Source organism: Bacteroidota bacterium (assembly GCA_016721765.1).
GTDB lineage: Bacteria > Bacteroidota > Bacteroidia > UBA4408 > UBA4408 > UBA4408.
In genome coordinates this window covers 291,293-304,276 of the sequence record JADKHO010000004.1, presented here as the reverse complement: position 1 = coordinate 304,276, position 12,984 = coordinate 291,293, and the positions used below count along the sequence as shown (strand labels likewise).

At 35.8% G+C, this 12,984-nt stretch carries 14 protein-coding genes and 1 tRNA gene; 9 read left to right on the top strand and 6 right to left on the bottom strand.

The genetic code is table 11. The annotated features are described in order from the left end of the window. Positions 1-8: 8 nt before the first annotated feature. The 3 genes from IPP32_15380 to IPP32_15370 form a co-directional block, all read right to left on the bottom strand. Positions 9-1,016 (bottom strand): PKD domain-containing protein, encoded by a 1,008-nt coding sequence (locus IPP32_15380; protein ID MBL0049467.1) that lies wholly within the window; start codon positions 1,014-1,016, stop codon positions 9-11. A gap of 152 nt (positions 1,017-1,168) precedes the next feature. Further along, a complete protein-coding gene (locus IPP32_15375) occupies positions 1,169-2,197 on the bottom strand; it encodes a glycosyltransferase family 2 protein (protein MBL0049466.1) in 1,029 nt (342 codons plus the stop codon). A gap of 38 nt (positions 2,198-2,235) precedes the next feature. After that, on the bottom strand, positions 2,236-3,729 hold the full coding sequence (locus tag IPP32_15370; protein ID MBL0049465.1) for a GWxTD domain-containing protein: 1,494 nt from the start codon (positions 3,727-3,729) through the stop codon (positions 2,236-2,238). A gap of 105 nt (positions 3,730-3,834) precedes the next feature. Between IPP32_15370 and IPP32_15365 the strand changes: the two genes are divergently transcribed. The 9 genes from IPP32_15365 (at position 3,835) to IPP32_15325 (ending at position 9,911) form a co-directional block, all read left to right on the top strand. Further along, positions 3,835-3,919: transfer RNA gene (locus IPP32_15365), tRNA-Ser, on the top strand. Between the two features lie 353 nt (positions 3,920-4,272). Further along, complete coding sequence (locus IPP32_15360) at positions 4,273-5,127, top strand: helix-turn-helix domain-containing protein (GenBank protein MBL0049464.1); 855 nt, start codon at positions 4,273-4,275, stop codon at positions 5,125-5,127. 85 nt (positions 5,128-5,212) lie between these two features. Beyond that, entirely contained in the window at positions 5,213-5,950 is a 738-nt protein-coding gene (locus tag IPP32_15355; protein ID MBL0049463.1) for a hypothetical protein, read from the top strand. Positions 5,951-6,069: 119 nt separating this feature from the next. Further along, on the top strand, positions 6,070-6,531 hold the full coding sequence (locus IPP32_15350; GenBank protein ID MBL0049462.1) for a YHS domain-containing protein: 462 nt from the start codon (positions 6,070-6,072) through the stop codon (positions 6,529-6,531). A gap of 11 nt (positions 6,532-6,542) precedes the next feature. Next, positions 6,543-6,944, top strand: coding sequence for a DoxX family protein (locus IPP32_15345; protein ID MBL0049461.1), 402 nt, complete (start codon positions 6,543-6,545; stop codon positions 6,942-6,944). A 36-nt stretch (positions 6,945-6,980) separates the two neighbouring features. After that, positions 6,981-7,487 carry a DinB family protein gene (locus tag IPP32_15340; GenBank protein MBL0049460.1) on the top strand — a complete coding sequence of 169 codons (507 nt, stop codon included), beginning with the start codon at positions 6,981-6,983 and terminating at the stop codon, positions 7,485-7,487. Between the two features lie 56 nt (positions 7,488-7,543). Beyond that, a complete protein-coding gene (locus IPP32_15335; protein ID MBL0049459.1) occupies positions 7,544-8,308 on the top strand; it encodes an NRDE family protein in 765 nt (254 codons plus the stop codon). Continuing rightward, positions 8,305-9,339, top strand: a complete 1,035-nt coding sequence (locus IPP32_15330; GenBank protein ID MBL0049458.1) for a hypothetical protein — start codon at positions 8,305-8,307, stop codon at positions 9,337-9,339. Before IPP32_15335 ends, IPP32_15330 begins: the two co-directional genes overlap by 4 nt. Continuing rightward, positions 9,336-9,911, top strand: coding sequence for a hypothetical protein (locus IPP32_15325; protein ID MBL0049457.1), 576 nt, complete (start codon positions 9,336-9,338; stop codon positions 9,909-9,911). Before IPP32_15330 ends, IPP32_15325 begins: the two co-directional genes overlap by 4 nt. A gap of 169 nt (positions 9,912-10,080) precedes the next feature. On the opposite strand, the gene IPP32_15320 is transcribed toward IPP32_15325, so the two are convergent. The 3 genes from IPP32_15320 to IPP32_15310 form a co-directional block, all read right to left on the bottom strand. Then, positions 10,081-10,362: an HU family DNA-binding protein gene (locus IPP32_15320; protein ID MBL0049456.1), complete on the bottom strand. Its 282-nt coding sequence runs from the start codon at positions 10,360-10,362 to the stop codon at positions 10,081-10,083. A 288-nt stretch (positions 10,363-10,650) separates the two neighbouring features. Then, complete coding sequence (locus IPP32_15315; GenBank protein MBL0049455.1) at positions 10,651-11,619, bottom strand: methionyl-tRNA formyltransferase; 969 nt, start codon at positions 11,617-11,619, stop codon at positions 10,651-10,653. Next, on the bottom strand, positions 11,612-12,943 hold the full coding sequence (locus IPP32_15310; GenBank protein MBL0049454.1) for an MATE family efflux transporter: 1,332 nt from the start codon (positions 12,941-12,943) through the stop codon (positions 11,612-11,614). Before IPP32_15310 ends, IPP32_15315 begins: the two co-directional genes overlap by 8 nt. Between the last annotated feature and the right edge of the window lie 41 nt (positions 12,944-12,984).

Here is a 12,984-nt window from a genome sequence, read left to right as displayed (position 1 = left end):
TAAAAAACTTAACGTTTTTGATTTTTTGTAGGCTTTGTTTTTTTCTCTTTCTCACGTTCAACTGCTTCTTCCTTTAATACATCCAACAAACTTTTTTCTTGGTAACTTTCGCCTTCCACGGTAATACGCTTGTAACCACAATAAATGATGTCTTGCTTACCATCAATTGACTGTGCAGTTACCGTGAGCTTAATAGTATAAGTACCGCTGGCTTTAAATGAATGTTCGGTTAGTTTTCCCAAACTAAGATTGCCATCTCCAAAATCCCAAAAATAGTCGGTAATAGTAGCTCCATCAATAAGTGAATTGGAAGCATCAAAATTAATTAAGTCGTTAATTTGAGGGCTCTCAGAATTTTTAAAGCTAATAGGAATTCCATCAATTGTAAGATAGAGCACCGTATCTGTTTTTAAGGAATAATTTTTTGTTTTATCGTAGGTGTTTAATTTTATTTGTCGTTTGCCTGCACCCGGAAAACAATAATTTACAACTTGGCCTTCTAGTTTTTCGCCGTTATCGAATTCCCATTGGTAAACTAAATCAGGGACTGCATTATCAACCGAAAAAGAGGCATCAAGGGTAAAGCAATTCTTATTGGCACTAATTATACTGCATGCGCCACTTTTCATATTGTCTAAAAACATTTGGCAGGAATTTGCCATTCGTTTTGCATTTTTATCCTTTGGGTCCTTTAATACTGCTTCGTTGTACCAACGTTTTGCATCGGTAAATTTTAAATTTTTCTTTAGGCATTCGGCATAATTGAAAATCTCGATTTCTTTGCGCTGACCGTAACGCATCACTTTTTCATAATAGTTCTCTGCTTGCGCATATTCTTCTAAAATCAAATAGCAATTCCCAATTTTTGAACTCAGCTGATATTCATTTTCGCGTGTAAGTAACAAACGATAAGCTTCTGCAGCTTCACGGTATTTTTTTTGCGCAAACAATTCATCTGCTTTTAGCACATCAGCACTTTGTGCATTTACCAAAAAAGTAGGCACACATAAGAGCATAAGGACACAGGCCCGAATTAACTTTAATAGCGTGATATAATTTCGTATTGGCACTTTTAACTGCACGTTCCTGTATGACTGTTTATCAATTGCTTAAAAAATTATAAAATAGTAAATATAGAAAAATTAATATATCGATTAAATTCTACAGCTTAAATGAGAAAATTTCGAGAATCAATTTCCGAGAAATGCTTGTGTTGGCGCACGTAGTAGTCCCAGATAATGCTTTTTTTGTATTGCGTTGAAGTACTTGTGTAAGGTATTGGGGTAACTAACTTACGTTTTTTGTACATGCCATTAAACTGTGCATAAAAGCTAAAATGGGCTCTTAAAACAGCAAATGCGTGCGATGGACTTCCTGAGAATAAAAATTTACCGGCTGCAATTCCATCCAATACCATTCGCTTAAATAGCATTGGGAATAGCTTTTTGCGTTCACAGTTTTTGGTAATGATAAACAAGTTGTTTCTAAAATTTAGAAAGGTTTTGCGTGGATTTATTTTTGATAGTGTTCCTCCACCAACATGATAAACTGTGCTAAGGTGGCTTGCCATAATTTTATAACCGGTATTTTTTAAACGCCAGCACAAATCTATTTCTTCCATGTGGGCAAAAAAATCTTCATCTAATCCGCCTAATTTTGAATATAAATCGGCACGCACAAAAAGACAGGCGCCAGAAGCCCAAAACACCTCACGAGTGTTGTCGTATTGGCCATTGTCTTCTTCTACCGAATCAAAAATACGACCCCTGCAAAAAGGATAATAATGCTTATCTAAAAAACCACCGGCAGCGCCTGCATATTCAAACTGGTTTTTTTGATGAAATGATTTAATTTTAGGTTGACAAGCTGCAATTTCAGGTTGTTCATCAAGCAGTTGAACAATAGGGGCTATCCAATTTTCAGTCACCTCCACATCCGAATTTAAGAGCACAAAATACTGGGCATCAATTTTTTTTAATCCTTCATTATAGCCTTTGGAAAAACCACCATTGTGTGCATTTTTGAGGATTGTAATTTCGGGGTAATGCGTTTTAACAAATGAAATAGAGTCGTCGCTTGAGGCATTATCTATAATGAAAATACTTGCGTCCCCTTTTGAATAACGTGTTACCGAAGGCAAAAATTTTTCAAGAAAATTTCTGCCGTTCCAATTTAAAATAACAACAGCTGTTTTAATCATAAAATTATTGGGGAGGAAAGTATTATCGCTTAGAATTAACGCGGGTTACGATACAAGTCATCTACCTGTCGGCCAAAATCGTTGCGGTTAATATTCTCATTATCGAGGTTATACTTTTGCGTAGCCGGAAGTGAACTGCGTTCATCAATTTTATACCTCCAGCGACTATCAAAAACTTCACCTCGTGCATCCGAATGGATGAGGCGGTAATCATTTGTTCCAACATAGGGACTATAAAATATAAAGCGACGGTTGGTTTGCCCTGATGCAAGGCGATTATACTGCCAAATTTCGTAAGGATAGGAGGAGGGTTCATGCTCGTTAACACTACGAACATCAGGCTTACCATACTTTAAATACACTCTTCCTCTATCCGAATTAAATCCATTTTTATCACGGTTATTGGTGCTGAAGAGTTGGTTTACCTCATCCACTTTCTCCTTATATCTCAACCATTCTTCATAAGGATGAGCTGCATTTCGTGTTTGCCAAAAGGAGTAAAAAAACTTTTTCATAATTTCGGTATCGCCGGCCTTAATTTGATTCGTGGCATAGTTTCTTTCGGACAGCGATGAGATGGGGCGAAGGTTAAGTAACATCAAAATCAATGTATCCTTATTGGTGTAATTTTTTAAAAAAGTTTGTTCTAAATCAATTTGAGATAAATCGGGAATAGCCGACTCTTCTTTGAGCGGGTTATTGCGTTGAAAAAACAACTTACGCTCGGCTAACAAATTATTTTCTCTATCTCTTGCCTCCAAGCATAAATTGTAATTTCCGGTGGGTAAATTTTCGATGTTAAAACTCTTTAAGATGCTTGATACTGCTGAGGCATCTTCTTTAGTGAAGTTGGAATAATTATTCAATTTTTCGTGGCTATCAAAATCTTGTATAAAATAGCTAAGCAAAAATTTCTCTTTTTCTTTCATGGCCACATTCATATTATATAGCTCTGCGTAGAAATTAAGCACATTGTAATTGGCAGGGTAATATTTAGAAACATAGGGAACTAAATCATAACCACTTTTACTCAATATGTTTTGAGTTTGGGTGGGAGTGGCAGATTCAATTAATTCAATTTCTGAAAACCGAACAGTTTCCTGATCGTATCGAATGTTTATTTTTTCTTTGTGTTTAAAGGGAGCTTGAGTTGAATTCTTATCGGAAATTTCAAGTTCCATTTCATATTCCCCATTCTCTAATGAGAAGCGCTGCTGATCAATGAAATTCGGTTTGTTGCCATTACTGCTATCAAACTCACTGCTCAATAAATTGTATTTTTTAAAATTCTTAATGCTTTCATTTTGCACAAAAGCTATGGAGACAAGTATGGTTGCTTGATATTTTCCGGTTTCATTTTTTTGATAATTGATGCTGTTTCCGATAACCGTTAAATGGGTTTCGAGATAAGGTTTATTATCGGAAGTGGTAAAATCAGCATAAGAAAGGTAAGCTTCAATGCTGTTTTGGGCCATCACACAGGTCGAAAAAAGGGAAAAAAGTAAGCTCTTAAAAAAATATTTTTTCATGCTAAAAATTTGATGCTAAATTACATAAAGCGGCTATCAATACCAAGAATTGGGGAATTTGATTTTTTTTTAGGGCGCGTGAGTTTTTTTTATAATTTCGCGCTCGGAGAAATGGCAGAGTGGTCGATTGCGGCAGTCTTGAAAACTGTTGAGGGTCATACCTCCGGGGGTTCGAATCCCTCTTTCTCCGCTCTAACAAGTAACCCCGCTAATAGCGGGGTTTTGTTTTTTTTGGATAAGTGGAGCATTTTATTCTCCGAATCAGAAAGATGGGAGATAAAGAAAATATAGCCCTTTTAGAAATACGCTAATTTAACTTAGTGAAATTGCACCTTGCAGCCGATGCGACTAAAATGGTGCCTCGCTCTTTCCTACTTCACGATTTAACTTTTCGGCATTACCTACCGCTTTAATAGTAAATAATGTATAAAGAAGGTGTCTCCTAAATAATGGAAGAACCACACCTTTTATTGATCTCAGTTTTGAGATCGTATTTGTAAGGCTTAACGTTTGCAATCTTTATATTTGTGAAAAGCAAAGATTATGAAATTCAATTTTACGCATAAGGATGGGTTAGGTAAGTTAATTTTGATAAAGGGAAATCCAGACTTAAATCAAAACTTCTACGAGCAAAAAAATGGCTTTAATACCCACACTATTGCTTGGAATACAGGCCCCAATCAAGTTGTTACTATTGATGAGGTTCAGTACTTGTTTAAATCCAATTCAATTTTGCCAATTATGCACAATCAATCTTTTAGCTTTGAACAAGCTGAAAGCATTATCGCTTGGCAGTTTAATAGAGAGTTTTATTGTATTGTGAATCACGATGCTGAAGTGGGTTGTGTAGGATTTATATTTTTTGGTCCTTCTCCTACCATGTTTGTTGCATTGGACGAGGAACAACAAGCAAAAATGAAAAAATTGCTGGAGTTGTTTGAAGAGGAATATAATTCAGATGAAGAAATTAAAGGGGAGATGTTAAGGATGCTTTTGGTAAGGCTCATCATTCAAATTACCCGTTTAGCAAAGAAGCAATATTTGGGTACGGAAGAGGTTGTGGAAGAGAAATTTAACCTTATTCGGCAGTTCAACTTACTTGTGGAAATTCATTTCCGTAAAGAACATCAAGTTTCTTTTTATGCTTCTTTGCTCCATAAATCTCCTAAAACAATCTCCAACTATTTTTCGCTTTACAGCAAAAAGAGCCCTTCTCAAATTATCCAACAAAGAATTATTACCGAAGCCAAAAGATTATTTTATTACACCGAAAAATCTGTAAAGGAAATAAGTGATGAACTCGGCTTTGAAGATGGCTCACATTTTAGCAAATTCTTTAAAAAATGTACCTCACAAAATCCTTCTGAAGTCAAAAAAGCTTCTAAAGAATTAAGTTAGGGAATAATGTGCAACACATTGGGAAGTATTGCTATTTATAAAAGGTAGAAAAGTGAGCTGCTTTGCAGTATAATTTTTTACTACTATGTATCTCTCAAAAGCCTTATTCTATTTTGTTGGATTGTTGCTTGCAAATTTTGTTTGTGCGCAAGAACCTGAAACCAAAGTGTACCGAAAGAATAATAACTATGAGTTGGCTGTTTTTGCAGGAAATTCGCAGTATGGCGCCGCATTATCCTGGGTACATATCCATTCTCTTACAAAAAACAAAAAGGTTGGAGCCGGATATGGTTTGCGCTTTACTTCCCAAAAGGGCAAGGATATTAATTATGTTACCGCGCCGGCAATTCTGACCTCAAAGCAAACCGGCCTACAGGTTTTATTTACCAAAATATATACTGAAAATGTGGATACTTTTTTTGTAAGCAGTGCAAATAATAATCTGCTAAACATCAGTATTAATCTACAATACAACTTTTCAAAAAAATGGGAAGCGGGTTTTAATATCGATGCGTTTGGAATTGGTTTGGGCAAAGCGGTTGATGGTTTATATACCTCTTTTAGAGACAGCATAAATTCTAGTTTGCAGCAGGCTAAACCCACTCAGTTGAATTTACTTTTAGTAAGCGACAATGATTTGGGTGGTCTAAATTCTGAATTGTTTGTTCGCTATTGGGTTTCATCCCATACTGCTGTGAAGCTTGGTCCAACTTTTTTATTCACCGAATACACCACCGACAACAGCTTGCGACTTAACAACAATCGTTGGCGAAATAAAGCACTGATGCTTATGATTGGATTCAGTTTTAATCCGTATAGATAGGCTCATCAAAAGAATTAATAAAACAAGTGACAGATGTGCAATTCATCGGGAAATATATCTATTTATTGCTTTTTGATCACTAGCTAGTTTTGCATCATTAAAAACTCAAACTAAATCCAATGAAATTATTAAAGCTTCTTTTTATCGGTCTTTTTTTAACTACCGGAATGCATGCGCAAAATGCTTTACGAACAAAGCATTTTAACTTACTTAACACACTGGCGATTCAAGGATATGATCCGGTTGCCTATTTTACAAAGTATAAAGCCGTTCCCGGTTCTAAGCAATTCTCAACTACTATGGAGGGAGTTACCTATTATTTTTCATCACAAGCTAATAAGGAGTTATTTTTGAAGGACCCTAAAAAATTTGAACCTCAATTTGGAGGCTGGTGCGCTTATGCCATGGGTGCTACCAGTGAGAAAGTGGAAATTGATCCGGAAACATTTAAAATTCAAGGAGGTAAGCTTTATTTGTTCTATCATTCCTTTTTTAACAATACACTTCCAAAATGGAATGAGGACGAAGCCAATTTAAAATCGCAAGCAGATAAAAACTGGATTAAAATTTTTCACAATTAATTTTTCAAAAAATGAAACTATTACAACTACTTTCTTGGATACTACGCATTGTGTCAGCACTGATATTATTGCAAACCTTGTATTTTAAATTCTCAGCCCATCCTGAATCGGTGCAACTATTTACTAAATTAGGTGTCGAGCCATGGGGACGCATCGGAACAGGTGTGCTCGAGCTAGCTTGCAGTATTTTATTGCTGGTTCCCCCAACTGTTTTTATCGGAGCGATAATGGGTGTTGGATTAATGGTAGGTGCAATGCTCTCGCATTTAACTGTCATAGGCATTGAATCGAAAGGAGATGGTGGGCAATTATTCGTTCTTGCCATCACGGTATTTTTATGTTGCAGTAGTGTTTGTATTTTGCATCGAAAACAAGGAATTGAATTATTTCAAAAAGTGTTAAAACGGAATTAAATAAAGTTAAGAATATCCAAATCTAGAACCATTTTCATGAACAGACTTTTTATTCAGCTAGAGCAACAATTAAATTACTTAAGTGAATTACTTGCTTCTTTAACGGATGAGCAATACCAATATTCAGTGCTTCACTTAGGAAACGCAAGCATTGGTGGCCATACACGTCATATTCTCGAATTGCTGGAATGTGCCATAGCGGGCAACGAAACAGGTATTGTGGATTACGTAAACAGAAAGCGAAACCTGGAATTACAAAACAAGAAAGTAAGTGCTCAGGCATTAATTCTAAACCTCATAACTGCGATGAAAGCCCCTGACCGAATACTAACCTTACTAACAGATGAAACAAAAGAGCATGCACTGACAGGTGTAAGTACTACATATTTTAGAGAAATTGTATACAATACTGAGCACACTATTCATCATCTTGCACTTATAAAAGTTGCCTTAGTTGAAATGCAGTTAAGCATAGTGAATGAAGATTTTGGAATGGCTTATTCTACTTTAAAATATAAAGCAACTTTAAGTAATGCATCCTAAATAATGTATTTTAAAATAGCTTATTCAAGTGAAATTCATCCGTTACAATTAATACAATGTGCACAGTAGTATATATACCAGGAACATCAAACCGCCATTTTGCATCCTTAAGGGACGAAAGTCCGATGAGACCTGCAGCGCTTGCTCCTGAAATTTACCGCACAAATAATATCAATCAATTGTCGCCCAAAGATGCTTCAAAAGGCGGAACCTGGGTAGGAATAAATGAATTCAGAAATGTAATCATCTTATTGAACGGTGCGAAAGAAAAGCATCTTCAAAAGGATAATTACCTTAAAAGCAGAGGCCTGATTGTAAACGATTTACTTGCATCTGATTTGCCCATTGTTGACTGGAGTTTGATGAATCTTGAAGGAGTTGAACCCTTTACTTTAGTTGTTTGGAGTGATGAGTCTTTATTTGAATTGCAATGGGATGGAACTCAGAAACAACGTACGCATATTGATAAAACGATACCTCAAATTTGGTCCTCTTCCACATTATATTCAACTGAATTTCGTGACAAACGAAGCAGCCTCTTTCAAAACTGGATTGCAATGGAACCGCCCATTGATAAATTGACTTTGTTGAAATTTTTTAAATCTTTTCCAGAAATGGAAAATGGATTTATTATGAATCGGAATGAAAAGGTGAAAACATTGAGCTATTCCTTTATTGAGTTACCTCAAAGTGAATTTGCAACTTTTGATTATTTTGATTTACAAAAATATACACACCATCAAAAAGTAATTAAACTGTTAGCAAAATCCACAGATTGTCCGCTTCCACCTGATTATCCGTCAAACACGAAATTATTATGAGAAGATTTTTAATTAAACTTTTTAGTTGGGAATACTGGCCCATGTGGCTTGTTTATTTACCTGTTAGCTTTTATTATTTTTATTTAGCTGGAAGAGCCAAGTCATTTTTCTTTTTCTCCGCTTCTAATCCATCCATTGAAACGGGCGGAATGTTTTTTGAAAGTAAGTGGAAAATATTCCAATTAATTCCCCTGCAATACTTGCCATCCACGCTCCTTGTGTGTGAAAATGATACGGTAGAAAAAATTGAAAGAAACCTTCAATCAGCAGCAATGAACTTTCCTTTAATTGCTAAACCAAATAGAGGAGAGAGAGGCTGGGGAGTTCGAAAATTAAACTCAAAGTCTGAACTTCGAGCGTATCGGAATCAAACCCAAAAAGAATTCATAATTCAATCTTATGTTGATGCCCCGCTGGAATTCAGCCTTTTTTATTACCGAAATCCATCCAGTAGCAAGGGAATTATTAGCTCACTCACATTAAAAAAATTGCTATCTGTAGTGGGCGACGGTAAAGCCAGTGTTCGTGAATTGATTTTAAAAAATGACAGGGCTTACTTACAATATAAAAGGCTACAACAAAATCCGGAGATTGATTTCAACTGCATATTAGAAAGCAACGAAGAATTGGTTTTGGTACCTTATGGCAATCATGTGCTTGGTGCAATGTTTGTGAATTACAATCATTTTATTGATGCGACTTTAACAGAGAGCTTTGACAAAATAAGTAAATCAATTAATGGTTTTTATTTTGGGCGTTTTGATTTAAGATGCCCGTCATTTGCCGATTTGAGAAATGGGACAAACATTTCAATTCTAGAATTGAATGGAGCTGGCGCTGAACCGGCACATATTTACGATCCTTCATTTTCTTTTTTCAAAGCACAAAAAGTTATTGCACAGCATTATAAAATGATGTTTGATGCCGCAAGAGAAAACCGTGAAAGAGGCGTGGAATATATGAGTTTCGAAGGTTTTAAAAGCACGAGAATGGAAGAGCGAAATTATAAACTCAACTATTTTACAACATGATGCTCACAGCTTTATTTATTGGCTTTTACGGGTATTTATTTCCCGGAAACATAAACCTAATGGTTATGGATTTGTACCGAAGCAGAAGATACGTTGCTTTACTTTGGGTGCTGTTACTTATTTTGGTGTTTGAAAGTTTATATTGTGGCGGTACGCTTCTTTTTATTGAAGCTCTTAAAAAGCATCAATCCACCTTTTCTGTTTTTCAGGTTGTATCCTTTATTCTCTTGATAGTAATGGGTGTATGGGTGCTTTTTGACAATAAAAAGGAGGAGCAAAAATTCTCAAAAAACACGTTAAAAAGGGGATTGATCAGTATTGTTTTTCATCCCCAACAAATTCCTTTTTGGATGGTGATTGGGATAGCAATTAATCCCCTTAGCAACTATACCCAATTTATTCCTTTTCTTTTTTTTAATGCGCTAGGAACACTTTTGGTAATGTTAACTTATATGATTCTGGGAAACCAAGTTTTGAATTTTCTGAAATTAAACATAATACAAGTGGCGCGAATGTTTGCATTTGTATACATTGCAATAGGAACATTTTCGATTCTCAAAATTCTTGTATAGCTCCAACATCCGACTTGCTGCGTTTCCAATTTAGGTTTAAAAAGAAGCGCAAAAACTTCAAATAGATAATTTTGTTTTAAATACCTCGAACGCTCAAGATTCAGAGAGTTTAGTGCAAAAAAAATGTCCGCCATTAGGCAGACATTTTTTTTGTTTGGTGAAACAGGAATTATTTTCCTTTGTTCACTAAATCAGCTAATTCAGAACCAGCTTTAAATTTGCAAACTTTTTTAGCTGCAATTTTAATTTCTTTTCCGGTTTGTGGATTTCTTCCTTTACGAGCTTCTCTTTTAGCAACTGAGAAAGATCCGAATCCTACTAACGCAACTCTGTCGCCTTTTTTCAAAGCTTTAGATGTTTGGTTAATAAATGCGTCTAAAGCTTTTTTAGAATCTGCTTTTGTCAATTTTGATTCTGAAGCAATCGCTTCAATTAGTTCTTGTTTGTTCATTTTAATTTGTTTTTTAAATGGTTAAAAATTAATAATTAATTGTTTAGAACAGGAGCAAATTTAGAGGAATTACAATACACTCCTAGGATGTAGCACGAAAAAATGCAATTTTGTTGATAAATCGCATTTTTTGTTAATAACTGTGGGTGTAAGTACTATGCCCATTGACTTACAGAAAGTGTGTTTTTTACAAGCTATACTGCGTGCATTGTGCAGGGCGAATACTGGTTTTCAATCTTCTGTAGGTACTGAATTTAAAGGTGTTTCAGGAAATTGATTTGTGTTTTGTTAAACTGCAATCCAAGTTCCTGAAAACTGATATCCACGCAAGAAATCGCTCACCGACATCCGTTTCTTTCCGGCCAACTGCAGACTGCTTATTTGCACAAAACCATCTCTGACAGCTACTTTTAAGAAGCTTTTGTTGTCGCTCACCAGCTGTCCAAATGGAATTTCATGTGCTGTTTGTTCTTTTTTTGTTTCAAAAATTTTAAATAGTAGTGTCTCTGAATCATGCTTGAATTCTGCGAAAGCGGTAGGAAAAGGATTTAGTCCCCGCACTTTATTTACAATGTTTTCGCAACTGTTATCCCAATTTATTTTACAATCTGCTTTGTGGATTTTTGGTGCAATTTTTAATCCATTTTCTGCAACTAAGAGTTGATCTTGTGCTATAACTTTGTATTCACCTGATACAATATCTTCAACTGTTTTTAAAACTAAATCAGCTCCAATAAACATCAACTTATCGTGTATACTTCCGGCTGTATCTTCTGCATTTATTGGGCATTTGGCACTATGTATTATTTTCCCGGTGTCGATTTCGTGTTGCAGAAAAAAGGTGGTAACCCCGGTTTCTTTTTCACCATTCATGACTGCCCAATTGATAGGTGCGGCTCCTCTGTATTGAGGTAAGAGAGAACCATGTAAATTAAAAGTTCCCAATTCCGGCATTTGCCATACCATTTCGGGCAGCATTCTAAAAGCAACCACGATTTGTAAATTGGCATTCAGTGATTTTAGTTCCTGAATAAATGTTTCGGATTTCAATTTCTCCGGTTGCAGAATATGTAGATTATTTTCTACAGCAAATTTCTTTACTGCCGAGGTTTGTATCTGCAAGCCTCTGCCGGCGGGTTTATCAGGAGCAGTTACCACACCCACTACATTATATTTATTTTTTATAAGTATCTCTAAGGATGGAACCGCAAAGTCGGGTGTACCCATGAACACAATTCTTAACTCATCTTTACGCATATAATTTTTGTTGCAATTTCTTTTTTAAATACCACACGGAAAGCATCCCCATAAAGGCAAAATAAACATATTCCACACACCAAACCAATTCGATGGGCCAATGCATGAGTTGTACAGCAAACCAGGTTGCCAATAAATAAAAAGCAATAGTAAGCGTTTCGATTATAAGAGAAGCCATTGTATTTCCTGATCCTGAAACGGAACTCAACAATACAGCGGTTACCGAAAATAGAAGCAAGGAACCACAAATAACATAAAGTGAGCCGAGTGTGGCTTCAATTAAATTGCTATCGTTTGTAAAAACCGAAAGTGCAATACGCGGATTGAGCAAGTTTAATAAAGTAAGTGCTAAGGTAAATGCAAAGGATAAGAATGCAATTTTTTTAATCATGAGAAAAACCTCCGATTGCCGACCTTGTCCAATTAAATTACTTACCAAGGTATTGGTTGCAGAACTAAATCCAACCAAAGGAATCATCAAAATCATATACATGTTTCGAATTAAGTTGGAAATAGCGAGTGGCCGTTCGCCCATTTTTTCAACAATCAAAAAGAAAACAAACCAACTCCAAACTGCGAAAAAAGTTTGAAACATAGATGGTGCAGCCACAGTAAAAATGCTTTTGATGCGTGCACCGTCAAATTTTGCAAAACCAAATAAATTATATTTTTCCAAATTCATGGTAACATAAGTATAGCCAATCACAAACAAAAGTGATATAACTTCCGATATGCTGCTTGCCAACGCAGACCCGGCAATACCCATTGGTGCAAATCCAAATTTACCAAATACTAATATGTAGTTCAAGATAAAATTTGATATCGCAGAAATCAAGGTAGAATAAATTACTATTCGTGTGTTAGAAATTCCGATGTAAAAGGAACGAATACACAATCCAACAAAGGCAAACAAAATGCCCCAGCAACGATTATCAATATAAATTATACTGGAAGCCAAAACTTCGGGCGATTTTACAAAATAGGAGAGGAGCCAGGGGCTGAGCATTTTTAAAGAAACAAATAAAAAAACGGCAAGGGGTAACATAAAATAGATGGAATGATCGAGCACTTTCCCAATTTCTTTAAAGTTTTTTTCTCCATCATAGCGCGCAACAATAATTTGAGTGCCTATGCTGAAGCCTAATCCGAGCATAAATACGGTAACGTAAAAAAGTCCGGCTATAGCCGAAGCGCCTAATGCCACTTCACTCACTCGCCCCAAGAAAGCGGTGTCGGTGACATTCACCACTGTTTGAGCAATGCCTCCTAAAATAATAGGATAAGATATCTTCCAAATGTTCCGATACGTTACTACCTGTTGCATATATCAAGCCGGATAAGGGTTTGGCAAAAGTAGCGATTTTA

Coding starts and splice junctions, on each gene's coding strand:
- IPP32_15380 (MBL0049467.1), bottom strand. CDS start 1,016: ATGCTCTTATGTGTGCCTACTTTTTTGGTAAATGCACAAAGTGCTGAT.
- IPP32_15370 (MBL0049465.1), bottom strand. CDS start 3,729: ATGAAAAAATATTTTTTTAAGAGCTTACTTTTTTCCCTTTTTTCGACC.
- IPP32_15360 (MBL0049464.1), top strand. CDS start 4,273: ATGAAATTCAATTTTACGCATAAGGATGGGTTAGGTAAGTTAATTTTG.
- IPP32_15355 (MBL0049463.1), top strand. CDS start 5,213: ATGTATCTCTCAAAAGCCTTATTCTATTTTGTTGGATTGTTGCTTGCA.
- IPP32_15350 (MBL0049462.1), top strand. CDS start 6,070: ATGAAATTATTAAAGCTTCTTTTTATCGGTCTTTTTTTAACTACCGGA.
- IPP32_15345 (MBL0049461.1), top strand. CDS start 6,543: ATGAAACTATTACAACTACTTTCTTGGATACTACGCATTGTGTCAGCA.
- IPP32_15340 (MBL0049460.1), top strand. CDS start 6,981: ATGAACAGACTTTTTATTCAGCTAGAGCAACAATTAAATTACTTAAGT.
- IPP32_15335 (MBL0049459.1), top strand. CDS start 7,544: ATGTGCACAGTAGTATATATACCAGGAACATCAAACCGCCATTTTGCA.
- IPP32_15330 (MBL0049458.1), top strand. CDS start 8,305: ATGAGAAGATTTTTAATTAAACTTTTTAGTTGGGAATACTGGCCCATG.
- IPP32_15325 (MBL0049457.1), top strand. CDS start 9,336: ATGATGCTCACAGCTTTATTTATTGGCTTTTACGGGTATTTATTTCCC.
- IPP32_15320 (MBL0049456.1), bottom strand. CDS start 10,362: ATGAACAAACAAGAACTAATTGAAGCGATTGCTTCAGAATCAAAATTG.
- IPP32_15315 (MBL0049455.1), bottom strand. CDS start 11,619: ATGCGTAAAGATGAGTTAAGAATTGTGTTCATGGGTACACCCGACTTT.
- IPP32_15310 (MBL0049454.1), bottom strand. CDS start 12,943: ATGCAACAGGTAGTAACGTATCGGAACATTTGGAAGATATCTTATCCT.